General features: G+C 70.2%; 20 protein-coding genes. 5 read left to right on the top strand and 15 right to left on the bottom strand.

The window, feature by feature from the left end; translation table 11 throughout:
* Nucleotides 1-102: 102 nt before the first annotated feature.
* Genes GFD30_RS19925 through GFD30_RS19910 form a run of 4 tightly spaced genes read right to left on the bottom strand, consistent with a single transcriptional unit; the run spans nucleotide 103 to nucleotide 4,605 of the window.
* On the bottom strand, nucleotides 103-813 hold the full coding sequence (locus GFD30_RS19925) for an ABC transporter ATP-binding protein (RefSeq protein WP_153026935.1): 711 nt from the start codon (nucleotides 811-813) through the stop codon (nucleotides 103-105).
* The gene (locus GFD30_RS19920; protein WP_153026934.1) at nucleotides 806-2,497 is read right to left on the bottom strand and encodes a branched-chain amino acid ABC transporter ATP-binding protein/permease; all 1,692 of its coding nucleotides are present in this window, start codon (nucleotides 2,495-2,497) and stop codon (nucleotides 806-808) included. Before GFD30_RS19920 ends, GFD30_RS19925 begins: the two co-directional genes overlap by 8 nt.
* Entirely contained in the window at nucleotides 2,497-3,375 is an 879-nt protein-coding gene (locus GFD30_RS19915; protein ID WP_227996709.1) for a branched-chain amino acid ABC transporter permease, read from the bottom strand. The genes GFD30_RS19920 and GFD30_RS19915 overlap by 1 nt, the downstream gene beginning before the upstream one ends.
* 54 nt (nucleotides 3,376-3,429) lie before the next feature.
* A complete protein-coding gene (locus tag GFD30_RS19910; RefSeq protein ID WP_153026933.1) occupies nucleotides 3,430-4,605 on the bottom strand; it encodes an ABC transporter substrate-binding protein in 1,176 nt (391 codons plus the stop codon).
* Nucleotides 4,606-4,934: 329 nt separating this feature from the next.
* Here GFD30_RS19910 and miaB point away from each other — a divergent pair, with 329 nt between their 5' ends.
* A complete protein-coding gene (gene miaB / locus GFD30_RS19905) occupies nucleotides 4,935-6,434 on the top strand; it encodes a tRNA (N6-isopentenyl adenosine(37)-C2)-methylthiotransferase MiaB (protein WP_407649116.1) in 1,500 nt (499 codons plus the stop codon).
* A gap of 63 nt (nucleotides 6,435-6,497) precedes the next feature.
* On the opposite strand, the gene GFD30_RS19900 is transcribed toward miaB, so the two are convergent.
* On the bottom strand, nucleotides 6,498-6,920 hold the full coding sequence (locus GFD30_RS19900; RefSeq protein ID WP_153026932.1) for a PIN domain nuclease: 423 nt from the start codon (nucleotides 6,918-6,920) through the stop codon (nucleotides 6,498-6,500).
* Nucleotides 6,908-7,117, bottom strand: a complete 210-nt coding sequence (locus GFD30_RS19895; protein ID WP_153026931.1) for a type II toxin-antitoxin system VapB family antitoxin — start codon at nucleotides 7,115-7,117, stop codon at nucleotides 6,908-6,910. The genes GFD30_RS19900 and GFD30_RS19895 overlap by 13 nt, the downstream gene beginning before the upstream one ends.
* Before the next feature lie 206 nt (nucleotides 7,118-7,323).
* Here GFD30_RS19895 and GFD30_RS19890 point away from each other — a divergent pair, with 206 nt between their 5' ends.
* Nucleotides 7,324-8,127 carry a class I SAM-dependent methyltransferase gene (locus GFD30_RS19890; protein WP_153026930.1) on the top strand — a complete coding sequence of 268 codons (804 nt, stop codon included), beginning with the start codon at nucleotides 7,324-7,326 and terminating at the stop codon, nucleotides 8,125-8,127.
* A 31-nt stretch (nucleotides 8,128-8,158) separates the two neighbouring features.
* Here GFD30_RS19890 and GFD30_RS19885 read toward each other — a convergent pair whose 3' ends face one another.
* From GFD30_RS19885 to GFD30_RS19870, 4 genes are all read right to left on the bottom strand, one after another.
* Nucleotides 8,159-10,030, bottom strand: coding sequence for an ABC transporter ATP-binding protein (locus GFD30_RS19885; RefSeq protein ID WP_322633442.1), 1,872 nt, complete (start codon nucleotides 10,028-10,030; stop codon nucleotides 8,159-8,161).
* Nucleotides 10,027-11,817, bottom strand: coding sequence for an ABC transporter ATP-binding protein (locus GFD30_RS19880; protein WP_407649106.1), 1,791 nt, complete (start codon nucleotides 11,815-11,817; stop codon nucleotides 10,027-10,029). The genes GFD30_RS19885 and GFD30_RS19880 overlap by 4 nt, the downstream gene beginning before the upstream one ends.
* A 345-nt stretch (nucleotides 11,818-12,162) precedes the next feature.
* Complete coding sequence (locus GFD30_RS19875) at nucleotides 12,163-12,900, bottom strand: tyrosine-protein phosphatase (RefSeq protein WP_153026928.1); 738 nt, start codon at nucleotides 12,898-12,900, stop codon at nucleotides 12,163-12,165.
* A 223-nt stretch (nucleotides 12,901-13,123) separates the two neighbouring features.
* Nucleotides 13,124-14,341: a DUF349 domain-containing protein gene (locus GFD30_RS19870; RefSeq protein WP_153026927.1), complete on the bottom strand. Its 1,218-nt coding sequence runs from the start codon at nucleotides 14,339-14,341 to the stop codon at nucleotides 13,124-13,126.
* 192 nt (nucleotides 14,342-14,533) lie between these two features.
* Between GFD30_RS19870 and miaA the strand changes: the two genes are divergently transcribed.
* On the top strand, nucleotides 14,534-15,445 hold the full coding sequence (miaA, locus tag GFD30_RS19865; protein ID WP_322633441.1) for a tRNA (adenosine(37)-N6)-dimethylallyltransferase MiaA: 912 nt from the start codon (nucleotides 14,534-14,536) through the stop codon (nucleotides 15,443-15,445).
* Here the strand turns inward: miaA and GFD30_RS19860 are convergent.
* The 5 genes from GFD30_RS19860 to nadA form a co-directional block, all read right to left on the bottom strand.
* Nucleotides 15,402-16,397, bottom strand: coding sequence for an aldo/keto reductase family protein (locus tag GFD30_RS19860; RefSeq protein WP_153026925.1), 996 nt, complete (start codon nucleotides 16,395-16,397; stop codon nucleotides 15,402-15,404). The two genes, miaA and GFD30_RS19860, sit on opposite strands and share 44 nt — an antisense overlap.
* A 110-nt stretch (nucleotides 16,398-16,507) precedes the next feature.
* Complete coding sequence (locus GFD30_RS19855; protein WP_153026924.1) at nucleotides 16,508-17,587, bottom strand: WG repeat-containing protein; 1,080 nt, start codon at nucleotides 17,585-17,587, stop codon at nucleotides 16,508-16,510.
* Nucleotides 17,588-17,714: 127 nt separating this feature from the next.
* Nucleotides 17,715-18,368 carry a DUF3043 domain-containing protein gene (locus GFD30_RS19850; RefSeq protein ID WP_194202030.1) on the bottom strand — a complete coding sequence of 218 codons (654 nt, stop codon included), beginning with the start codon at nucleotides 18,366-18,368 and terminating at the stop codon, nucleotides 17,715-17,717.
* Between the two features lie 69 nt (nucleotides 18,369-18,437).
* A complete protein-coding gene (gene murA / locus GFD30_RS19845) occupies nucleotides 18,438-19,763 on the bottom strand; it encodes a UDP-N-acetylglucosamine 1-carboxyvinyltransferase (protein WP_153026958.1) in 1,326 nt (441 codons plus the stop codon).
* Nucleotides 19,764-20,083: 320 nt separating this feature from the next.
* Entirely contained in the window at nucleotides 20,084-21,250 is a 1,167-nt protein-coding gene (gene nadA, locus GFD30_RS19840) for a quinolinate synthase NadA (RefSeq protein WP_153026922.1), read from the bottom strand.
* 159 nt (nucleotides 21,251-21,409) lie between these two features.
* Here nadA and GFD30_RS19835 point away from each other — a divergent pair, with 159 nt between their 5' ends.
* Both GFD30_RS19835 and erpA read left to right on the top strand, forming a co-directional pair.
* Nucleotides 21,410-22,513 carry a glycerate kinase family protein gene (locus GFD30_RS19835; RefSeq protein WP_322633440.1) on the top strand — a complete coding sequence of 368 codons (1,104 nt, stop codon included), beginning with the start codon at nucleotides 21,410-21,412 and terminating at the stop codon, nucleotides 22,511-22,513.
* Nucleotides 22,514-22,659: 146 nt separating this feature from the next.
* On the top strand, nucleotides 22,660-23,028 hold the full coding sequence (gene erpA / locus GFD30_RS19830) for an iron-sulfur cluster insertion protein ErpA (protein WP_322633439.1): 369 nt from the start codon (nucleotides 22,660-22,662) through the stop codon (nucleotides 23,026-23,028).
* Nucleotides 23,029-23,063 lie beyond the last annotated feature (35 nt).

Genomic DNA, 23,063 nt, shown 5'->3' with positions numbered 1-23,063 from the left:
GCCCGCCGCGAGGCTGCCGCTTTGCCTGCGGCTGCGCCGGCGACGGTGGGGACTCGGCTAGCTCATCGTTCATCTCAGGGGTTCCTTCGGCGGGCGCCGGCGCTATTCGACGCCCAGATAGGCTTTCACGACTCGGGGGTCTTGCAGGAGTTCGGAGGCGGGGCCGCTGTGCGCGATCTCCCCGGTCTCCAGGACGTGGCCGGTGTCGGCCGCGCGCAGCGCCCGGCGGGCGTTCTGCTCGACCAGCACGACGGTCACGCCCGAGGCGCGGATCTTCTCGATGACCGCGAACACTTCGTCGACCATCTTGGGGGCCAGCCCCATCGAGGGCTCGTCCAGCAGGACGACCCGCGGCCTGGCGATCATCGCGCGGGCGATCGCCAGCATCTGCTGCTCGCCGCCGGACAGCGAGCCGGCGGGCAGGGCCCGCCGCTCGGCCAGGACGGGGAACAGGTCGTACATCTCCGATTCGGGGGCCGCCTGGCGGCGGCGCCGGTGCGCGCCGAGGAGGAGGTTCTCGGCGACGGTGAGGGTCCCGAGGATCTGGCGGCCTTCGGGGACGAGCACGAGCCCGGCGGCGATGCGGCGGTGCGCGGGGCGCCGGGTGATGTCCTCGCCGCCGAACCGGATCCGGCCCGACGCGGGGCGCTGGAGCCCCGAGACGGCGGCGAGCACGGAGCTCTTGCCGGCGCCGTTGGCGCCGACGAGGGCCACGAGGCCGCCTTCAGGGACGGTGAAGGACACGTCGCGGACGGCCTGCACGCGCCCGTAGGCGACCCGGAGCGACTCGACTTCGAGGATCGGCTCAGACATGTTCGGACTCCTCGCGCTCGTCGGCCTCGGTGCCCAGGTACGCCTCGACGACCCGGGGGTCGGCGGCGACCTCGCGGGGCTCGCCTTCGGCGATGACCTCGCCGAAGTCGAGGACCACGAGGCGGGTGCAGGCTTCGAGGACCATCTTCACGTTGTGCTCGATGAACAGGACGGTGACGCCGTCGTCGGCGAGGCCGCGGATGAGCGAGGCGAGTTCGGCCGCCTCGACGTGGTTCATGCCGGCGGCGGGTTCGTCGAGGATGAGCAGGGTCGGGTGGGCGGCGAGCGCGCGGGCGATCTCGAGCCGCCGCCGGTCGCCGTAGGACAGGGCCCCGGGGCGGATCCCGGCGCGGTCGGCGAGGCCGACGCGTTCGAGCTGGGCCCAGGCGAGGGCGAGCGCGCGGCGCTCGTCGCGGCGGGCCGACGGCAGCCACAGGAGCCGGCGCAGGTAGGTGGGCCGGCTGACGACGTGGGTGCCGACGAGGACGTTGTCGAGGACGGTGAGCCGCTCGAACAGCTTGGAGTGCTGGAAGGTCCGGCTGACGCCCGCCTGCGCGAAGCGGTGGGGGCGGGAGCCGAGCGGGACGCCGAGGATCTCGCCGTCGCCGGCGGTGGGCGGTTCGAGGCCGCTGAGCATGTTGACGAGGGTGGTCTTGCCGGCGCCGTTGGGGCCGATGACGCCGAGGACTTCGCCGGAGCGGATCTCGAGGTCGACGCCGCGGACGGCGTGGACGGCGCCGTAGCTCTTGGCGAGGCCGCGGACGGCGGCGATCGGGGTGCCGCGGTCGGGCAGGGGGTCGAGGGCGTCGAGGGGGGCGTAGTCGGGTCCGGGCCGGACGGGCGCCGGGCGCAGCCGGCTGAACAGCGTGGACAGGCCGCCGGGCAGGAACAGGACGACGGCGAGGAGGAGCACGCCGGTGACGAGCGGGTGGATCCAGCCGGCTTCGAGGCCGAGGGCGGTCTGGATCTCGGGCACGGAGGTGAGGAACCCGGCGCCGAGGATCGGGCCGAAGAACACGAGGTAGCCGCCGAGGACGGCGGTGACGAGGCCGTTCACGGTGAGGGCGAAGTCGAACGTGGCGGGGGTGATGCGGCCGAAGAAGTAGGCGAACATGACCCCGTAGACGCCGGCGATGGCGCCGGAGGCGATGAACGAGGACATGCGGGTGCGCACGACGTCGACGCCCATGGAGCCGGCGGCGAGCTCGTCCTCGCGGACGGCGGCGAACGCGCGGCCCGAGCGCGAGGGCCCGAGGCGCCAGAACAGGTAGGCGAGGACCGCGACGATGATCCACGCGAAGTCGAAGGTCACCCACTTCTCGACGCGCAGGCCCAGGGCGCCGTTGGTCCATTCGGCGTTGTTGATGACGACGCGGACCATCTCGCCGAAGGCGATGGTGGCGATGGCGAGGAAGACGCCGCGCAGGCGCAGGACCGGGATGCCGACGACGAAGGCGGCGGCGGCGCCGACCGCGGCGCCGACGGGCAGTCCGACGATGACCGGCGAGATCGACCCGGCGATGGGCTCGGTCGGGACGACGAGGGTGGAGACGTACGCCCCGAGGGACGCGAAGCCGGCCTGGCCGAGGCTGAGCTGCCCGGCCATGAGGACGACGTGGAAGGAGTAGGCGAGGATCGCGCCGAGCGCGATGGTGGTGATGAGGGTGTCGTATCCGGCGAGCATCAGACCTCCCTGACCTTGACGTGGCCGAAGAGGCCGCGCGGGCGCACGACGAGGACCGCGAAGAGCAGCGCGAAGGCGACCATGCTCTTCCAGGTGGAGTCGAACAGGTGGATCGTCAGGGCCTCGGCGATGCCGAGGACCACCCCGGCGGCCATGGCGCCCCACAGTGAGCCGAGGCCGCCGAGGATGATCACTGCGAATCCGACCAGTTCGATCGAGGCGCCGAGGTCGCGCCCGGCCTGGCCGAGGTTGAGGGCCAGGAGTGCGCCGGCGACGGTGCCGAGCGCCGACGAGAGCGCGTACGTCCCGGCGGTCACCCTCCCCACGTTGACCCCCAGGACCTTCGCGGCCGTCGGGTTCTCGGCCACGGCCCGCATGGACCGCCCCAGCGGTGTCGCCGAGACGAGCCAGGCGAGTCCGAGCATGAGCACCAGGGCCAGGCCCAGGGTCACGAGCTGCGTCAGCGTGACGCGGACCCCGGCGATCTCGAACAGCCGGTTCGGGAAGTAGTCCATGTCGAAGCTCTGCGGCTCGGTGCCGTAGCGCGCCTGGAGGAGCGCGATGACGACGCCGCCGAGCGCGATGGACGAGATGAGCCCGGCGAAGTGCTCGTCGTCCCGCCCGCGGAGCGGGCGGAACGCGATGCGCTCCACGAGGACCCCGGCGATCGCCCCGAACAGGGCCACGACCGGGAACAGGATCCACACCGGGATCGCGGTCCGCGCCGCGACCTCGATGCCGATGAAGGCGCCGGCCGTGAACACCGCCGGGTGGGCGAGGTTCAGGTGCCGGAGCACGCCGAACACGAGCGTGAAGCCGATTGCGAAGAGGGCGTAGATCGAACCTGCGAACACGCCGTTCGCCAACTGTTGCAGCATGTCTGGATTTCCTGTACGGAGGTGGTGGGCGTCCGCCGGGGTTCCGGTGGAGGGTTAGAGCAGCGTGAAGGCGCCGTCGCGGATGATCTGGACGACCGGCTCCTGGTGGACCTCGCCGTTCTCGTCGAGCGAGATCGGGCCGAGGATGGAATCGTATTCCAGGATCTGGCCGAGGTTGTCCTTGATGGCCTCGCGGTTGGCGTCGCAGTCGGCGCGGATGGCCTGGTCGATCAGGTACGCGGCGGTGTACGCCTGGGCGGCGAACTGGTCGGGCGCGCGGCCGTACTTCTCGGTGTAGGTCGCGATGAACTCGGCGTTGCCGGTGGTCTCGGACGCCGCGCTCCAGGCGCCGCCGACGATGAGGCCCTCGGCGGCGTCTTCGAGCGCGCCGACCAGGACGGGGGAGTTGAAGGCGTTGCCGCCGACGATCGGGGCGTCGATGCCGAGTTCGCGGGCCTGCTTGACGAGCGGGACGGTGGCGCCGGGCAGGGCGGAGAGGATGACGGCGTCGGGCTCGGCCTCGAGGACGGCGGTGAGCTGCGCCGAGAAGTCGGTGTCGGCGGTCTCGAAGGTCTCTTCGGCGACGACTTCGATGCCCTCGTCGGCGAGGACGTCGGAGATGGTGTTGAAGGCCGAGGCGGTGAACTCGTCGGCGCTGTCGTAGAGGACGGCGACCTTGGTGAGGTTCAGGGCCTCCTTGGCGGCGGGGATGCTGGCGGCGAGGGCGACCTCTTCGGGCAGCGAGGCGCGGAAGATGTAGTCGCCGATCTCAGGGATGCCCTCGGCGGTCGTGGAGACGCCGAGCGCGGGCACGCCGGCGCTCTGGGCGTCGGTGTAGGTCGTGAACGCCATGTTGGAGAGGGTCGGGCCGACGATGGCGCTGACCTTGTCGCGGTCGATGAGCTTCTCGAAGGCGGCGACGGAGCCGTCGACGCTGGTGGCGTCGTCCTCGAGGATCACCTCGTACTGGATGCCGCCGGCGGCGTTGAGCTCCTCGAAGCCCAGTTCGAGGCCTTCTTGCTGGTAGAGGCCGGCGAACGCGGCGGCTTCGGTGAGGCTGAAGACGGCGCCGATCTTGACGGTCTCGTCGATGGTGCAGTCCGCGCCGGTGCCCGTACCTGAGAGGGCGCTGTCGGCGGAGGCGTTGTCGGCGTCTTGTGAGACGCAGGCACCGGTCGCGAGCAGGGCGGCAGCGGCCAAGGCCGCGCCGGTGGTGGATTTGAGGCGCATGTTCTTCCTTGATCAGAAAGGATGGAGTAGAGAGGCTGTTGGGGTCTTTGGTGGGGAAGCCGCCCCCTCGTGGGGGAATGGGGCGACACGCAGGCCACCTTATAAGGACGGTCCGGGACGCACAAGACCGGACAAGAATAAGTTTTGTCGGCTAGCGGGCTTTACCGTGATCAATAAGGGCTAACATCTCGCATTCACTGAATGGATGTGCATGCTGTGCGGACGACTGTGCACAGTAGGCGCTCATACGATCACGCGCGGTGATCGGACGGTCGCGCTCCCGGCCCTGATCGTGTGACGGGCCTCGCGTCTATCCTGGGGAGGTGGCTGTGAACGGTGTGAAGACGTACCAGGTGAAGACGTACGGCTGTCAGATGAACGTGCACGACTCCGAGCGCATCGGGGGACTGCTCGAAGCGGCCGGGTACGTCCCGGTCGACGGCGCCGACGCGCCCGACCTGGTCGTGTTCAACACCTGCGCGGTGCGCGAGAACGCCGACAACAAGCTGTACGGCAACCTCAGCCACCTCGCCCCGGCCAAGCGCGAGAACCCCGACATGCAGATCGCCGTCGGCGGCTGCCTGGCGCAGAAGGACCGCGGCGAGATCGTCAAGCGCGCCCCCTGGGTCGACGCGGTCTTCGGCACCCACAACATCGGCTCGCTCCCGGCGCTGCTCGAGCGCGCCCGCCACAACCGCGCCGCCGAGGTCGAGATCCTCGAGTCCCTCGAGACCTTCCCCTCCACGCTGCCCACCAAGCGCGAGTCGACCTACTCCGGCTGGGTCTCGATCTCCGTGGGCTGCAACAACACCTGCACGTTCTGCATCGTGCCGTCCCTGCGCGGCAAGGAGAAGGACCGCCGCCCCGGCGAGATCCTCGCCGAGGTCCGCGCGCTCGTCGCCGAGGGCGTCTCCGAGGTGACCCTCCTGGGCCAGAACGTGAACACGTACGGCGTCGAGTTCGGCGACAAGCTCGCGTTCGGGAAGCTCCTGCGCGCCTGCGGCGGGATCGAGGGCCTGGAGCGGGTCCGCTTCACCAGCCCGCACCCGAAGAACTTCACCGACGACGTCATCGCCGCCATGGCCGAGACCCCGAACGTCTGCCACTCGCTCCACATGCCGCTCCAGTCCGGCTCGGACCGGGTCCTCAAGGAGATGCGCCGCTCCTACCGCTCCGGCAAGTACCTGGAGATCCTCGACAAGGTCCGCGCGGCGATGCCCGACGCGGCCATCACCACCGACATCATCGTGGGCTTCCCCGGCGAGACCGAGGAGGACTTCCAGGCGACCCTCGACGTGGTCGAGCAGGCCCGCTTCTCCAGCGCCTTCACGTTCCAGTACTCGATCCGCCCCGGCACCCCGGCCGCGACCATGGACGACCAGATCCCCAAGGCCGTCGTCCAGGAGCGGTACGAGCGCCTCATCGCCCTCCAGGAGCGTGTCTCCTGGGAGGAGAACCGCAAGCTCGAGGGCACGGAGGTCGAAGTCCTGGTCACCGCCGGCGACGGCCGCAAGGACGAGGCCACCGGCCGCCTCACCGGCCGCGCCCGCGACGGCCGCCTCGTCCACTTCGCCGTCACCCCCTCCGAGGCCGACCCGGCCGGCAACGCCGAAGGCGTCCGCCCCGGCGACGTCGTCACCACGACGATCACCTACGGCGCCCCGCACCACCTCGTCGCCGACGGCGCGGTCCTCACCCACCGCAGGACCAAGGCCGGCGACGCCTGGGCCGCGGGCAAGGCCACCAAGCTCCCCGGCGTCAGCCTCGGCATGCCCTCGATCGGCAAGAAGCCCGCGGTGGCGCAGGACGGGCCCGCCTGCGCCTGCTGACCCGGAGACGCGAAACGCCCGCCGGCGACGCCGGCGGGCTTCATTCTGGGGGAGAGCGGGGTGTCAGTCGGCTTCGCCGGGAGGCACCACCCATTCGACGGGCTGGCCGGTCACCTCGGCGATGCGGTCGTAGTCGCGGTCGTAGTGGAGCACGGTGACCCCATGTCGCTCGGCGGTCGCGGCGATGAGGAGATCCGGCAGCTTGACCGCGCGGTGCAGGGACTGCTGGACAAGCTTCGACTGGACCGCGATGGCTCGATCCCAGATCTCATCGGGCATCGGGAGGCACTCGAACTCACGCGCCAGCGTCAGCCAGATTTCGGCCTCCCTCTGGTTCCGGGCGCTGGTCAGCATCTCCATCATGACCATCGAGCAGATGCCGAGAACGCCTCGATCCGAGAAGGTGCGAATGCGTTCACTGATACGCGGCTTCTGCTGACGTGCCATGATGCTGGTGTCGACGATGAACTTCGCTACCGCCGCCATGCGCGTTCCCGAAGCTCGTCGTCCGCGAAGTCGGAGAGGTTGCCTTCGGCAAGCCAATCCAGGAGCTCTTGCCGCTTCTTTCGGCTCACCAGCTCCTTGAGCGCGGCGTTGACGGTGCTGACCTTGGTTGTCGTACCGAGGATTTCCGCCGCCTGGGCGCAGAGGTCGTCGTCGAGGTTGATGACTGTTCTGGACATTGTTTTCACCTCCTCAACGTAACGAAGCGCGGACTCCGATCGTACCTTCTGTAGTCGCGTGTCGCGATCGTTTGAGTCGTGTTCCCGACATTTGATTTCGAGCGCGGTCGATATCTATGATCGTCTACCTACGGTATCGGTCAGAGCGGTTTACGAGGCTCCGGCGCGTCCGGGGAAGTCCGCAACCCGTATGTGAGAATCGGGCGATGGAACAGGAAAACGACGTACAGGCCAAGCGGGATCTCATGTACGGGGAGCTGGACCTCGGCTCGCTGACGATCTTCTCGGGGTCGTTCATCAACTACGGGTACTGGGGCGAGATCGCGCCCCACCGGGACATCACCGTCGAGGAGCGGACCGCCAGCCAGGCCGAGCTGTACCGGCAGGTCGTGTCCCGCCTGTCGACGCCGCCAGGCGTCCAGCTCCTCGAACTCGGATGCGGCATCGGTGTCGGGACGGCGCTCGTGGCCCGCGAGTTCGCCGCGTACGTCTCCGGGCTCGACCGGTCGAAAGCCCAGCTCGCCAGGGCCGCCGAGACCAACGCCGCCGCCCTCGAGAAGCTCTCGGGCCGCCTGGGCTTCCACGAAGGCTCGGTCACCGAGATCCCGTTCCCCGCCGACTCGTTCGACGGCGTCTACTCCGTCGAGGCGCTCCAGCACGTCGACGACCTCGCCGCCGTGGCCCGCGAGGCCCGCCGCGTGCTCAGACCCGGCGGGAGCTTCGCGGCCGCGACGTTCTTCGCCCCCGACGACGCCGGAGAGACCCCGGTCGCCGACCTCATCGAGACGGTCGCGACCGGCGTCGACGTGGTCCGCCCCGTCGGCGCCTTCGCCGGCGACCTCTCGGCCGCCGGCTTCGCGAAGGTCGAAGTCGAGTCCATCGGCGAGCACGTGTGGCGCCAGTTCGACCGCTGGGTCGCCCAGACCGAGTACCGCGACTCCTGGGGCCGCAACTGGCTGCGCTGCTACGAGAACGGCTGGATCGACTACTACATCCTGACCGCCTCCTAGCGACCCCCCGCCGGCCGCGCCTGACCGGGCCCTAGACCAGGGAGTCCTCCCACTGCCGGTGCAGGGTCGCGTACTCGCCGCCGTGGTCGATCAGCTCCTCGGGGCGGCCGTCCTCGATGATGCGGCCGTGCTCGAGGACGATCACCCGGTCGGCGATCTCCACCGTGGAGAGCCGGTGGGCGATGATGATCGCCGTCCGGTCGGCCAGGATCGTGCGCAGGGCCCGCTGCACCAGGCGCTCCGACGGGATGTCGAGCGACGAGGTCGCCTCGTCGAGGATGAGCACCCGCGGATCCGCCAGGAACGCCCGCGCGAACACCACGAGCTGCCGCTGTCCCGCGGACAGGCGGCCCCCGCGCTTGCGCACGTGCGTGTCGTACCCCTCGGGCAGCGAGTCGATGAACTCGTGCGCCCCGACGACCTGTGCCGCCTCGATGATCCGCTCCCTGGACGCGCCCGGCCGGCCCAGCTCGATGTTCTCCGCGATCGTCCCGTTGAACAGGAAGTTCTCCTGGGTGATCATCACGATGTGCCTGCGCAGCTCCGCCTCGGCGAGGTCGCGCAGGTCCACGCCGTCCAGCGACACCGAACCCGAACCCGGGTCGTAGAAGCGGCTCACGAGCTTCGCGATCGTGGTTTTGCCCGCGCCCGTCGCGCCCACGAGCGCCAGCGTCTGCCCGCCGGGGATGTGCAGGTCCAGGCCCGGCAGGACCACCTGGTCCTCGCGGTACTGGAAGTGCACGTCGTCGAAGCGCAGCTCCCCGCGCGGCGCCGTGATCGACTTCGGCCGCTCGGGCTCGGGCACCTCGACCTTCTCGTCGAGGACGCCCGAGAGCTTCTCCAGGGCCGAGGTCGCCGACTGCAGCACGTTGTAGAACTGCACCAGCTCGTTCAGCGGGTCGAAGAACCGCTTCATGTACAGCAGGAACGCCGCGAGCACACCGACTTCGGTGTTGCCCTGCATGACCTGCCAGCCGCCGAAGAGCAGCACCACGACCGTGGCCAGGTGGCCGATGCCGCGCATCCCGCCGGACATGAACGCGTTCTGCTGGTGCCCGCGCGCCTGCGCGAACCGGTTGTCCGTGTTCAGGTCCGAGAACAGCTCCAGGTCGCGCGGCTCGCGCCGGTACGCCTGGACCGCCCGCACCCCGCCCATCGACTCGACGAAGTAGACGATCAGGAGCGCCACGGTCTCGCGGGCCCGCCGGTACGCCACCGCGGAGACCCGGCTGAACCAGCGGCCCAGCAGCAGCATGAGCGGGAACGTCATCAGCGACACCGCCGCCAGCAGCGGGTCGATCACCAGCATCACGATCGTGATGGTGACGACGTTCAGCGCGGCCAGGACCAGGTCGTCCACGCCGTTCTCCGTCATCTCCCGGATGGACTCCATGTCGGAGCTCTGCCGGGCGGTGACCCGCCCCGACGTGAACCGCTCGTGGAAGGACACCGACAGGTCCTGGAACTTGCGGAACACCCGGTTGCGCAGCGCGAACAGCATCGCATTGCCGACCTTCGCCGACTGCGCGATGTACAGGCGCACGCACACGTACTTGAGGACCGACACCACCGCGAAGACCACGGCGATCCCGATCAGCATCGAGTAGTCGCCGCGTTCGGATATCGCCGGGATCGCGTTGTCGATGCCGAACATGACCAGCAGCGGTGTGGCCATGCTCGTGAAGTTCTGGACCACGAGGATCCCGCACAGGAACGCGATCCCCTTCTTGTGGGGCCGCATCATCCAGCCCAGGAGCCGCCGGCTCTGGGCCCGCAGCTCCTTGATCGACTCGGCGTCGTCGACTTCGGCGCTGGTCCGGTCCGCCTCCGCGGACTCGGCGCGCCCGCGCCACGACGCGTGCTTGTCGGACTTCCCGGTCGCTGTCTTCGTCGTGAGGGTCACGCGGCCACCTCTTCGGATTCTGCGGAGAGCACGTCGACGTACTCGGGGCTGGAGGCCATCAGCTCGGAGTGCCTCCCGAAGGCCGCGATCCGGCCCTCGTGGAGCAGCGCCACCTTGTCCGCCAAGGCGACCGTGGACGGCCGGTGGACCACGACCAGGGCGGTCGTGTCCTGCAGGACCTGCGCGAGCGCCCGCTCGACCAGCTCCTCGGTGTGGACGTCGAGCGCGGAGAGCGGGTCGTCGAGGACGAGCACTGCCGGGCGTACGACCACCGCGCGGGCGAGCGCGAGGCGCTGGCGCTGGCCGCCGGACAGGGACAGGCCCTGCTCGCCGATGCGGGTGTCGAGCCCGTACGGCAGGTCGTACACGAATTCGGCCTGGGCGACGCGCACGGCCTCTTCGAGGTCGCGCTCGTCCGCGTCGGGCCGCCCGAGCGCGAGGTTCTCGCGCACGCTCATCGAGAACAGCGTGGCCTCCTCGAACGCGGTGGTGACGACCGAGCGGAGGTTCTCGAGTCTCAGGTCGCGGATGTCGGTGCCGTCCAAGAGGATCCGGCCGCCGGTCGGGTCGTTCAGGCGCGAGGGGAGCGAGACCAGGGTGCTCTTGCCCGAGCCGGTCTTGCCGGCGATGGCGACGGTCTCGCCGGGCTGCACGCGCAGGTCGACGCCGCGGAGGATCTCGCGGGAGTCGTCCTCGAACGCGAAGCGGACGTTCTCGAAGACGAGTTCGCCGCGGACGTCGCCGCGGTCGACGGCCTTGGCGCCGGGCCGGTCCTTGATGGCCGGTTCGGTGTCGAAGACCTCGTAGACGCGGTCGGCGGCGGTCATGGCCTCGTTGCCGTGGGCCATGACCCAGCCCGACGCCTCGATCGGCCACAGGAGGGCGAGCTGCAGCATGATGAACGCGGTCAGGTCGCCGACCGACAGGGAGCCGCCGGCGACCATGGTCGAGCCGAGGACGAGGACGGCGCCGATGGCGGCGGTCGCGATGGCGTCGTAGCCCGACCAGGACCGGGAGGCGATCATGCTCTTGAAGATGCTGCGGGACCGCAGCTCGGCGGCCTCCTTCTCGAAGCGGGCCGCCATGAGCGGGCCGCGCCCGAGCGCCTTGATGGCGCGGATGCCGAGCGCCGACTCCTCTGCGGCGCTGGAGACCTCGCCGGACTGGTCCTGCTCGGAGCGGGCCGCGGGGAGGTATTCGCGGAAGAACTTGCGGCCGATGAGGAACAGCGGGACCGCGGAGGCGGCGACGATGAGGGCCAGCCGCCATTCGATGAACAGGAGCTGGCCCATGATGATGGCGATCATGCCGATCGAGGTGATCGCGAAGACGAGGCCGCCGGCGAAGAACCGCCGGATCATGCCGAGGTCGGAGGTGACGCGGGCGAGGAGCTGCCCGGTCTGCCACCGGTCGTGGAACCCGGTGTGGAGCACTTGGAGGTGCTCGTACAGGGCGCCGCGGATGTCGGCCTCGATGGCCATCGCGGTGGTGGTCTGGAAGTAGCGCCGCGCGAGCTGGAGGACCGCGTCGGCGGCGCCGAGTGCGGCGATGACGCCGACGATCGCCCACAGCCCGGCCATGTCCCGGTCGGCGATCGGCCCGTCGATCGCGCGGCCGACGAGCGGCGGGATCGCGAGGCCGGACACGATGTTCAGGAGCACCATCGACCAGAGCACCGCGAGGCGGTACCGGTAGGGGTACAGGTACTTCTTCATCCGCCACAGGTTCGTCAGCGCCGTCCGACGTTCAGGGGGATTGTCTGGTTCGGAATCTTCTGGAGTTTTCAACCGCTCTGAGCCCACCGTTCCACCGTACGAGCGGGGTATGACGAGCGCAATCCGATTTCCACCTGCCGACCGGTAAGCGGCGGGGAGATCGCTGGACGCGTACATGCGCCGCCCGCAGGGCGGGTGGGCGGGCTCCGTGTACTGCCATCCCCAGCCCCCACCCGCCCGGGGAAAGGTAGGTGCGATCCTCCCGGCCGGGTCCGACGAGAACGGCGTCCCGACACGGAAAGTGTCGGGACGATCACTCCATCGCGTCCGTCGACCGGGCCGGCCGGCAGGCCCGACTGAGCCGGCGCCGCCGGTTCGCCGGCCACCGGCGGCCGACCTGGGGCCGGCCCGGGGCCGCTAGTGCAGGAGCTGCTCGCGGAGCGCGTCGGCCTGGTCGAAACCGGTCGCGGCCACGTAGTCGCGCATCGACCCGAAGCGGGCGTTCATCTCGGCGAGGGTCTCGAGCATCGCCTCCGCGGGCGTGGTCAGGCCGCTCTCGGTCGCGGGCTTGCCGATGTTCGCGTCGCGCCACGCGCGCCAGCGCGCGATGCCGAAGTTGGACAGCTCGTACTCGCGGGCGATGTCGGTCTCGTCGACGCCGAGCACCGACAGGAGCGCCGCGGCCACCAGGCCCGTCCGGTCCTTCCCGGCCATGCAGTGGAAGATCACCGGCTCGCCGCGCGCGATCACGTCGAGCGAGTCGCGCACCGCCTGGTACCCGGCCTCGTACATCCCGGAGTACCGCTGCCGCAGGAACGTCACCGCGTCCGGGCCCGACGGGTACTCGCGGCCGATGTTCTCCCACTTGACGTGCAGGAGCTCGAAGTGGTGGAACTCGACGCCTGCGGTCTCGGGGAAGCGCCCGGCGACGTCCCACTCCTCGGCCCGGCGCAGGTCGATCACGTGGCGGACCCCGAGCCGGTTCACGAGCAGGTCGACGTCGGCCTCGGTGACCATCCCGAGGTTGTCGGAGCGGAACACCCGGCCCGTCCTGACCTTCTTCCCGTCCGCGGCCTCCCAGCCGCCGACATCGCGCAGGTTGAAGACCTTGTCTGCCTCGATGAACTGCTGGGGGAGCGTGTCGAGGGTCGTCATGCGGCTGCCTTCCTGTCGGGGACGGTCGGTGCGGGCAAAGCGAACGGCGCGGACCGAAGCGGTCCACGCCGTTGTAGGCCCTGTTCCATTATCCCGATCGGTCCGCGAACGTCCTCATGCATCCGGTCGAACCCCGGGAGAACGGGAGCTTTCCCCTTCCTTCGCGCCCTCGGCGAGACGCGGCCCCTGCTCCTCCGCGCCTTCGGCGATCCGCAGCCCGGCGCTACTTGGCGCCCTCGGCGATCTGCAGGAACTGCTTCTTGCTCGCCAGCTCCGACTCGGCCTTCTTGATCCGGCCCGGGTTCCCGTCCGCCTTCGCTCGGGCGAGCTTCTCCTCAGCCTCGGCGACCTGCTGGCGCATCTGCAGCAGCAGCGGGTTCTCGTCGGCCGGGACCTTGCGCCACGCCGTGTCCAGCGCCTCGCGGAGCCTGTCCTCGACGTTGCGCAGGCGCCGCTGGAGCTTCGCCTGGTTCTTGCGCGGGACTGCGCCGATGTCGTGCCAGCCGGCCTGGAGCTCGCGGAACGCGTTCTGCGCCGCCTTCGGGTCGGCCTCGATGTCGAGCGCCTCGGCCTGCTTGAGCAGCTCCTCCTTGGCGGCCTGGTTCGCCTCCAGCTCCGCGTCGCGGGCCGAGAACACCTCGGAGCGCGCGTTGAAGAACACGTCCTGCGCCGCCCGGAACCGCTTCCAGGCCTTCTGCTCGGCGTCCGGAGCCAGTCGCCCGGCCTCCTTCCACTCGGCCATGAGCGCCTTGAGCCGGTCGGCCGTGGGGCCCCAGTCGGTGGAGGTCGACAGCTCCTCGGCCTGGGCGATGAGCTCTTCCTTCTTCTGCGCGATCACCTTGCGTTCGGCGTCGAGCTGCGAGAAGTAGGCCCCGCGGTGGCGCGTGAACGTGTCGCGCGCGGCCGAGAAGCGCCGCCACAGCTTCTGATCGGTCTTCCGGTCGACCCCGTGGATCGCCTTCCACTCCTCGATCATCTCGCTGAAGCGCTGCCCCGACGCCTTCCAGTGGCTGTCGCGGGCCGCCAGCTCCTCCGCCTCGGCCACGAGGGCCTCCTTGGCGGCGACGGCCTCGGCGCGCTCCGACTCCTTCGCGGCCTTGAACTCGCCGAGCTTCTCCTCGGCGTGCTTCGACAGGCCGTCCAGGCGGGTCGCCAGGCCCTCGACGTCCCCCACCACGGCGGCGGTGTCCAGGCCCTCGCGCAGCTTGCGCAGCTGCGCGGCAGCCTGCTCGACGTCGGCCGACTCCGAGTTCAAGCGTGCGGCGATGAGATCGACTTCCACCACGAGGTCGGCGTACTTGCGCGCGAAGTGCGCGAGCCCCTCCTCGGTTGAGCCGGCCTGCCAGGAGCCGACCGCGCGCTCGCCGGAGGAGGTCTTCACATAGACCGTGCCGTCGGCGTCGATGCGGCCGAAGCTGGTCCAGTCTCCGAGGTCACTCATCGCGGTAATCTCAAATCCTTCACACGAACTTAGGGACGTATTTCCCGTACCTTACGGTGGTCGGCGGGTCGCCGCACGCCGGGTCGGGGCTGCACACGTACCGAGGGGGTCATTCAATTGAACAGTGCTCAACACTCGGCTCGCAAGCGCCGCCGAGAGGGTGCCGACGGCACACCCACCCTACAACCGCCGGTGATCGCGGTCGTAGGCCCCACCGCGGCCGGGAAGACCGCCCTGTCGGTCGCGATCGCCGAAGCCCTCGGCGGCGAAGTGGTCAACGCCGACTCCATGCAGCTCTACCGCGGCATGGACATCGGCACCGCCAAGATCACCGAGGACGAGAAGCGCGGCGTCCCCCACCACGTGTTCGACGTCCTCGACGTCACCGAGCCGGCCGACGTCGCCAGCTACCAGCGCCTCGCCCGCGAGGCGATCGCCGACATCCGCGCGCGCGGGAAGCGCCCGGTCCTCGTCGGCGGCTCCGGCCTGTACGTCCAGGCCGCCCTCGACGAGATGGACTTCCCCGGCACCGACCCCGTCGTCCGCGCCCGCCTCGAAGCCGACCTCGAGCGGGAAGGCCCGGCCGCGCTCTGGGAGCGCCTCAAAGCGCGCGACCCCGAGGCCGCGAAGGCGATCCTGCCCTCGAACGGCCGCCGCGTCGTCCGCGCCCTCGAAGTCGTCGAGCTCACCGGCTCCTTCACCGCCTCGCTGCCCGAACCGAAGGCGCACATCGACGCGGTCCGCATCGGCGTCGACCTCGACACCCCGGTGCTCGACGAGCGCATCGAGCGGCGCGTCCGGCGCATGTGGGACGCCGGGCTCCTCGACGAGGTCCGCGACCTCGAGTCGAAGGGCCTGCGCGAGGGCCGCACCGCCTCCCGCGCCCTCGGCTACCAGCAGGTCCTCGCCCATTTCGCGGGCGAGTACGGCGAGGACGAGGCGTTCCGGCTCACGGTGCAGGGCACGCGCCGGTTCGTGCGCCGCCAGCGCTCCTGGTTCAAAAGGGACGGCCGCATCGAATGGTTCGATGCGGCCGATCCTCAGCTGGTCGAGCGGGCGGTCACGCGCGCGGGTTCGGCGCCGTCGTCTCCTTCGGGTCGGTGACGGCGACCGGCTCGAGGAGCTCGTTGACCTTGGCGTAGACCTCTTCGGGCAGCTTGACGCCGACGGCCTTGACGTTCTCCTCGACCTGCTCGGGGCGGGTCGCGCCGATGATCGCGGCGGAGACGTTCGGGTTCTGGAGGACCCAGGCGAGGCTGAGCTGCGCGATCGTCAGGTCGACTTCGGCCGCGATCGGGCCGAGCTGCTGGACGCGTTCGAGCACGTCGTCCTTGAGCCAGCCCTCGACGAAGCGGCCGAACTTGGGGTCGGCGCCGCGCGAGCCGGCGGGGGCGGCCTGGCCGGGCTTGTACTTGCCGGTGAGGACGCCGCCGGCCAGCGGGGACCAGACGATCTGGCCGATGCCGAGCTCCTCGGAGGCGGGGACGACCTCGGCCTCGATGACCCGCCACAGGGCGGAGTACTGGGGCTGGCTGGAGACGAGCTGGATCTTCAGGTCCTTGGCGAGTTCGGCGGCCGCGCGGATCTGGTCGGCGGTCCACTCGGAGACGCCGATGTAGTGGGCCTTGCCGGAGTGGACCACGTCGGCGAACGCCTGCATGGTCTCCTCGAGCGGGGTCTCCACGTCCCAGCGGTGGGCCTGGTAGAGCTCGACGCGGTCGGTCTGCAGGCGGGTGAGGGAGTTGTTGATGGACTCCTTGATGTGCTTGGCGGACAGGCCCCGGTCGTTCTTGCCCGGACCCATGGGCCAGTACACCTTGGTGAAGATCTCGAGGCCGTCGCGGCGCTGGTCCTTGAGGGCCCGGCCGAGGACCTCCTCGGCGGCGCCCTGCGCGTAGACGTCGGCGGTGTCGAAGGTGGTGATCCCGGCGTCGAGGGCGGCGTTCACGCACGCGACGGCGGCGTCCTCCTCCACCTGCCCGCCGTGGGTGATCCAGTTGCCGTACACCAGTTCGGAAATAACGAGGCCAGATCGGCCGAGATGACGAAACTCCATGACTAGAGAGCGTACCTGCCGTGCGGCTAGCGTCAATGGCGCCAAGATCACACGTTTGCGCTGGACGTTACCCGGCGCACGCGGGGTGCCCTCGCATGAAAGACCCGGGCCTAAAGCGGCCCGTCGTCGATCGAGACGGCCGCGTCGAGCCGGCCCAGCGCCTCGGCGCGCTCGACGCGGACGGGGACGAGTTCATTGCCGTCGAAGCCGAGCGCGCCCCACGAGTAGCCGTCGGTGACGAGGAACCCGGCCGGATGGACCTCGATGCGCTGGTAGCGCGGAGGGACGACGACCCGGCCGGTCTTGTGGACGGCGAGGACGCGGCCGCGCTGGGCGGCGACGGCGACGCCGTTGACGAACCCGGTGACGGTGCGCCCGTCCGCGGTGGGGGTCTCCATGGCGCCGTAGAGCATCGGGACGACCACGGTCCCGGTCTTGTCGATGGCGCCCCAGTCGGCCTGGCAGACGGCGGCGACGCCGCCGCGGAAGTCGCCGGCCTGGCTGAACGCGGCCTGCACGACCGCCCGCCCGTCGGGGCCGAGGTAGCCGAAGCGGCCGGTCTGCGGGTCCTGGAACCGCTCGGGCGCGGGGTATCCGGCGCGTTCGGCCCACGGGCGCGGCGACGCCCCGAAGCCGTACTTCGCGGCGTGCTCCTCGATGAGGGAGAGGGCGGTCTCGACGATCTGCATGACGAACCCGTGCGGGTTCTGCTCGGAGGCGCGCTGGACGTGGATGAGCGATTCGGTGATGCGGCCTTGGGCGATGCAGGAGAGGCCGGCGTAGGCGCGGACGGCGCCGGTGAGGGTCCGCGGCAGCTCGCCGGCCTCGGCGAGCGCGAAGAGCTGGTCGGCCTCCTCGTAGCGGCCGCGGACGCGCAGGACCTGCGCGAGGCGGGCGCGGGCGGGGGCCAGGAGCAGGTCGGCGCCGACGGCTTCGGCGTACTTGACGGCGGCCGCGGCGTCGACTTCGGCGCCGTCGAAGTCGCCGAGGACGCGGAGGATGACGGCCCGGACCCCGAGCAGCCGCGACTGGTCGGCCTCGGGGGCGTGGCGGGCGAGCCGGAGCGTGGCCTCCTCGCGGATGTGCTGGAGGGCGACGGTGTCGGCGATGGCGTGGCGCATGGTGGCGCGATCGAGTGGGCCGAGGGCGCGGAACAGCCCCGCCCGCAAGTCCGCCGCGACATCAACCACGTTGACTACTTTCCGGGGTCAGAGAGGGCTACGTCAGTATCGAGGGTAAGCCATCGGGACCGGGGAGGGGCAGTCGAGCGACCCCGGGCGCGATCGCTGCGGGGCGGGGCCGGGCGGCCCCGCCGTCTCACTTGACGATCTTGCCGAGGTCGTCCTCGGTGGCCTTGTAGCTCATGCGCGCACGCGGATTGCGCATGGACCGGGGCATGATGCTGCGCTGGATCGCGTACCAGTAGAGGCCGCCCATGCGCTGCGCGGTCTTCGGGAAGCGCTTGAGGACGATGCGCTTGACCCGGCGGGCGAGGAACACCGATTCGATGACGATCGCGCCGGTGAGGGCCAGCAGCCCGATGAAGAGGTAGCTCTGGAGCTGCACCGACCCGGCGGTGGAGAAGATGAGGATCGCGAACGCGCCGAACATGTAGTACTGGCCGACGGACCAGCGGGAGTCGACGATGTCGCGCACGAGCAGGCGCTCGGGGCCGCGGTCGCGGGGGAGGTGGTACTTGTCGAAGAGCGGGTCGCCCTTCCACTGGCCCTCGGCGATGCGGGCCCGTTCGGCGCGGAGGTCCTCGCGGGCCTGCTTCTTCTGCTCCTTGGTGAGGGGGCCGGCCTTCTTGGCGGCCTCCCGCTTCTCCTTGGCGGTGAGCGGGGGGTTGGCCGGCGGCCGGGCCTTCGACTGGTTGGGCCGCTTGGGCGTGGCCTTCCCCTTCTTGTCCGTGGCCGAAACCGGCTTCGGGTCCTCGGTTTCAGGAACTTCCTGTACGGACTTCTTGGCCACGGACGCTCGGCCTTCCTCAACTCGCTGCGGGATGGTGTCCCTCAAGCATACCTACGCCGGGATCACGGTTCATTTCGTGACAGGGCGCTCGATCTTCGCGCCGAGGCCGAGGAGCTTCTCCTCGAAGTTCTCGTAGCCGCGGGTGATGTAGCGGTCGACGCCGTAGACGCGCGAGGTGCCCTCGGCGGCCATGGCCGCGATGAGGTGGCTGAAGCCGGCCCGCAGGTCCGGGATCTGGAGGTCGGCGGCGTGGAGCTTCGAGGGCCCGGCGATGACCGCCGAGTGCAGGAAGTTCCGGCGCCCCCAGCGGCACGGGGTCCCGCCGAGGCAGTCGGAGTACAGCTCGATGTTGGCGCCCATGCGGCGCAGCTCGGAGGTGTAGCCGAACCGGTTCTCGTACACGGTCTCGTGCATGATCGACAGGCCGTCGGCCTGGGTGAGCGCGACCACGATCGGCTGCTGCCAGTCGGTCATGAGCCCGGGGTGGACGTCGGTCTCGAGCGCGACGGGCTTGAGCGGGGTCCCGGGGTGCCAGAAGCGGATGCCGCCGTCGACCGGGTCGTCGTCGACCTCGTACGCGCCGCCGATGGAGCGGAACACGTTGAGGAACGTCATCATGTCGGCCTGCAGGGCGCCGCGCACGAACACGCTGCCCTCGGTGGCGAGCGCCGCGGAGGCCCACGAGGCGGCCTCGATGCGGTCGGGGAGGGCCCGGTGCCGGTAGCCCTTGAGCTCGTCGACGCCGACGATCTCGATCACGCGGTTGGTGTGGACCTTGATGATCGCGCCCATCTTCTGCAGGACGCAGATGAGGTCGATGATCTCGGGTTCGATGGCGGCGTTCCGCAGCTCGGTGGTGCCCTTGGCCATGACGGCGGTGAGCAGGACCTGCTCGGTGGCGCCGACGGACGGGTACTCGAGCTCGTAGCGGATGCCGTGGAGGCCGTTGGGCGCCGAGAGGTGGGTGCCGGCGGCGTCCTTCTCGACGACGGCGCCGAACTCGCGGAGCGCGTCGAGGTGGAAGTCGATGGGGCGGCCGCCGATGTTGCAGCCGCCGAGGTCGGGGATGAACGCGCGGCCGAGGCGGTGCAGGAGCGGCCCGCACAGCAGGATCGGGATGCGGCTGGTCCCGGCGTGGACGTTGATCTCCTCGACGCCGGCGGACTCGACCGAGGTGGGGTCCATGTAGAGCGTGTCGCCGTCGAGTTCGACGTCGACGCCGTGGACGCGCAGGAGGCCGGTGACGACCTCGACGTCGCGGATCGCGGGCACCGAGCGCAGGACCGACGGGGAGGTGCCCAGGAGGGCCGCCACCATCGCCTTGGAGACGAGGTTCTTCGCGCCGCGGACCTGGACCTCGCCTTCGAGGGGGGTGCCGCCGTGGATGATCAGCATGTCTTCGGAAAGCGCAGTTTCGGAGGTGGCGTCGGTGCTCAACAGGTCTCCTCGTGATGGGTGGAGTTCTGGTTCGGAAGCCGGGAAGCGACGCTGCAGTGCTCGGCCTGCAATGTCGCCGAGGTCGCGTCGGCCGGGCCCAGGCGATGTTCGTTCACCGGATATCGACTTGCCGGGCCAACGATAACGGAACGGCTACGGGGAGAACGCCCAGGTAGCCGCATAACACTGGGTGATCATGCGCACCCGGGCCCCCGATGGATACACGTTTCAGGGGGCCGCGGGAGTGCACCTGATTCCGGGTGATCCGCGACTCGCCGCTACGGCAGCGCGAGCATCCGGTCGAGCGCTTCGCGCGCGTACGCGGCCGTCTCGGCGTCGACGGTGATGACGTTCGGCACCCGCCCGGCGACGAGCTCTTCGAGGGCCCACACCAGGTGCGGCAGGTCGATCCGGTTCATCGTCGAGCAGTAGCAGACGGTCTTGTCCAAGAAGGAGATCTTCTTGTCCGGGAAGCGGTTCGCCAAGCGGCGCACCAGGTTCAGCTCGGTGCCGATGGCCCACGACGAGCCGGGCTCGGCCGCTTCGAGCGTCTTGATGATGTACTCGGTCGAGCCGACGTAGTCCGCGGCCTCGACCACCTCGTGCTTGCACTCGGGGTGGACCAGGATGTTGACCTCGGGGTCGACGCGGCGCATCTCCTCGACGCACTCGAGCGTGAAGCGCCCGTGGACCGAGCAGTGGCCCTTCCACAGGATGATCTTCGCCTCGCGCAGCTCGTCGTCGGTGAGGCCGCCGTTCGGCTTGTGCGGGTTGTAGAGCACGCAGTCCTCGAGCGAGTAGCCCATGTCGCGGACCATCGTGTTGCGCCCCAGGTGCTGGTCGGGCAGGAACAGGACCTTCTCGCCCTGCTCGTAGGCCCACCGCAGCGCCCGCTCGGCGTTCGAGGAGGTGCAGACCAGGCCGCCCTCGCGGCCCACGAACCCCTTGATCGCGGCGGTCGAGTTCATGTACGTGACCGGCACGGTCACGTCGGCGATCCCGATCCGCTTGAGGTCCTCCCAGCACTGCTCGACCTGCGAGGCGGTGGCCATGTCGGCCATCGAGCAGCCCGCGGCCATGTCCGGCAGGACCACCCGCTGGTGGTCGCCGGTGAGGATGTCGGCGCTCTCGGCCATGAAGTGCACGCCGCAGAACACGATGTACTCGGCGTCCGGCCGCGCCGCGGCCTGCTGCGCGAGCTTGAACGAGTCGCCGGTGACGTCGGCGAACTGGATCACCTCGTCGCGCTGGTAGTGGTGTCCGAGGACGAACACGTTGCCGCCCAGCGCCTCTTTCGCGGCCCTCGCCCGCTCGACCAGGTCGGGGTCGGAGGGCGCGGGCAGCTCGCCGGGGCAGTCGACGCCGCGCTCGGAGCCGGCGTCGGAGCCGCGGCCGAGCAGCAGGAGCGCGGTCTGGGTGCTCGCAGGTTCAGTGAAGCCCGTCATGGCCGCAATCGTAGTCGCTTCCGAGCGTTTCTCAGTCCGCCGAAATCCGTTATCCGGACCGGCCGTCGCACAGTGTGGGACCGGCCACGCGCGCGATCCGATCGGCAAACGGTTACACCATGGTCCGGGGACATCGAACGCATCCACTACGCTGACGGTGTGCGCATCCTCATAGCTCCCGACAAGTTCGCCGGAACCATGAGCGCCGGCGAGGCCGCCGACGCCGCAGCCGCAGGCTGGCTGCGCGCCCGGCCCGGCGACACCGTCGAGACCCTCCCCCTCGCCGACGGCGGCCCCGGGTTCGTCGACGTCCTCGCCCGCGCCAAGCCCGCGGCCCGGCGGCGCACCGTCGACGTCTACGACCCCATCGGCCGTCCGATCCAGGCCGACTACCTCCAGGACGGCGACACCGCCTACATCGAGTCCGCCGCCGCCTGCGGCCTCCACCTCCTCGCCCCGAACGAGCGCGACCCCCGCCGCACCACCACCTACGGCGTCGGCCTCCTCATCGCCCACGCCGTCGAGAACGGCGCCCGCCGCGTCGTCATCGGCCTTGGCGGCTCCTCCACCAACGACGCCGGCGCCGGCATGCTCACCGCCCTCGGCTGCGTCTTCCGCGACGAGTTCGACCGCCCGATCCCCTACGGCGGCTTCGGCCTTCCGGCCGCGCACAACATCGAATGGCACCCGCGCACCCGCGGCGCCGAGTTCATCGCCGCCACCGACGTCGACTCGCCCCTCCTCGGCCCCCACGGCGCCTCCCGCGTCTTCGGACCCCAGAAGGGCGCCGACCCCGCCCGCGTCGAGCAGCTCGAACTCGCCGTCGCCCACTTCGCGCAGGCCGTCGAGGCCAGGACCGGCCGCACCGGTACCGCGAACCTCCCCGGCGCCGGCGCCGCCGGCGGCCTCGGCTTCGCCCTGTTCCTCCTCGGCGGCACCCGCGCCTCCGGCGCCCGGCTCACCTGCGGCGCCGTGGGCCTCGACGCCCGCATCGCCGCCGCCGACCTCGTCATCACCGGCGAAGGGTCGTTCGACTCCCAGAGCCTCCGCGGCAAGCTCGCCGCCGAGGTCGCCAAGGGCGCCGCCGCCCACGGCAGGCCCTGCCTCGTCCTGGCCGGCCGCTCCGACCTCGCCTCCCATCCGGACCTCGCGGGCGTGTACTCCGTCACCGATCTCCTCGGCAGCGCCGAGGAGGCCATGGCCAGACCGGTCGAGGGCCTGAGCGCGCTCGCCGAGCGGGTGGCGAAGGAATGGCAGGAATAGGTACCGTCGGACATCAGCCGTGATGACGCGTCACTTCCACTTCCGTGAACCGCGGGAATAGGGACGCGTGCGATCCGGTTGGGTACTGTTGACGGGTCGAATCGGCCCGATCGACCCGGGTCTCGCACACATCTAGGGAGTAGCAAGTGAGCGCCACTCAGCAGGCTGAAGAAGTCAAGGACAACGCCAAGGTCGGCGTCGTGCTCACCGAAGCCGCGGCCGCCAAGGTCAAAGCCCTGATCGAGCAGGAAGGCGAAGAGGGCCTGCGCCTGCGCGTCGAGGTCAGCCCCGGCGGCTGCTCCGGCCTGCGCTACGGCCTGTACTTCGACACCGACGTGCGCGAGGGCGACACCGTCCAGGACTACGACGGCTTCGGCGTCGTCGTCGACAAGATGAGCATCCCGTACCTCATCGGCGCCAGCATCGACTTCGCCGACCGCATCGACGCACAGGGCTTCACCATCGACAACCCGAACGCCCAGGGCTCCTGCGCCTGCGGCGACTCGTTCCACTAGGCCAGACTCGCGCAGCCCGGTCGGACGCTTCGCCG

It is taken from the genome of Glycomyces albidus, assembly GCF_009451885.1.
In the GTDB taxonomy this organism is placed as follows: Bacteria; Actinomycetota; Actinomycetes; order Mycobacteriales; family Micromonosporaceae; genus Glycomyces; species Glycomyces albidus.
The sequence above is the reverse complement of the archived record's forward strand: the minus strand, read 5'-3'. Positions and strand labels throughout refer to the sequence as shown.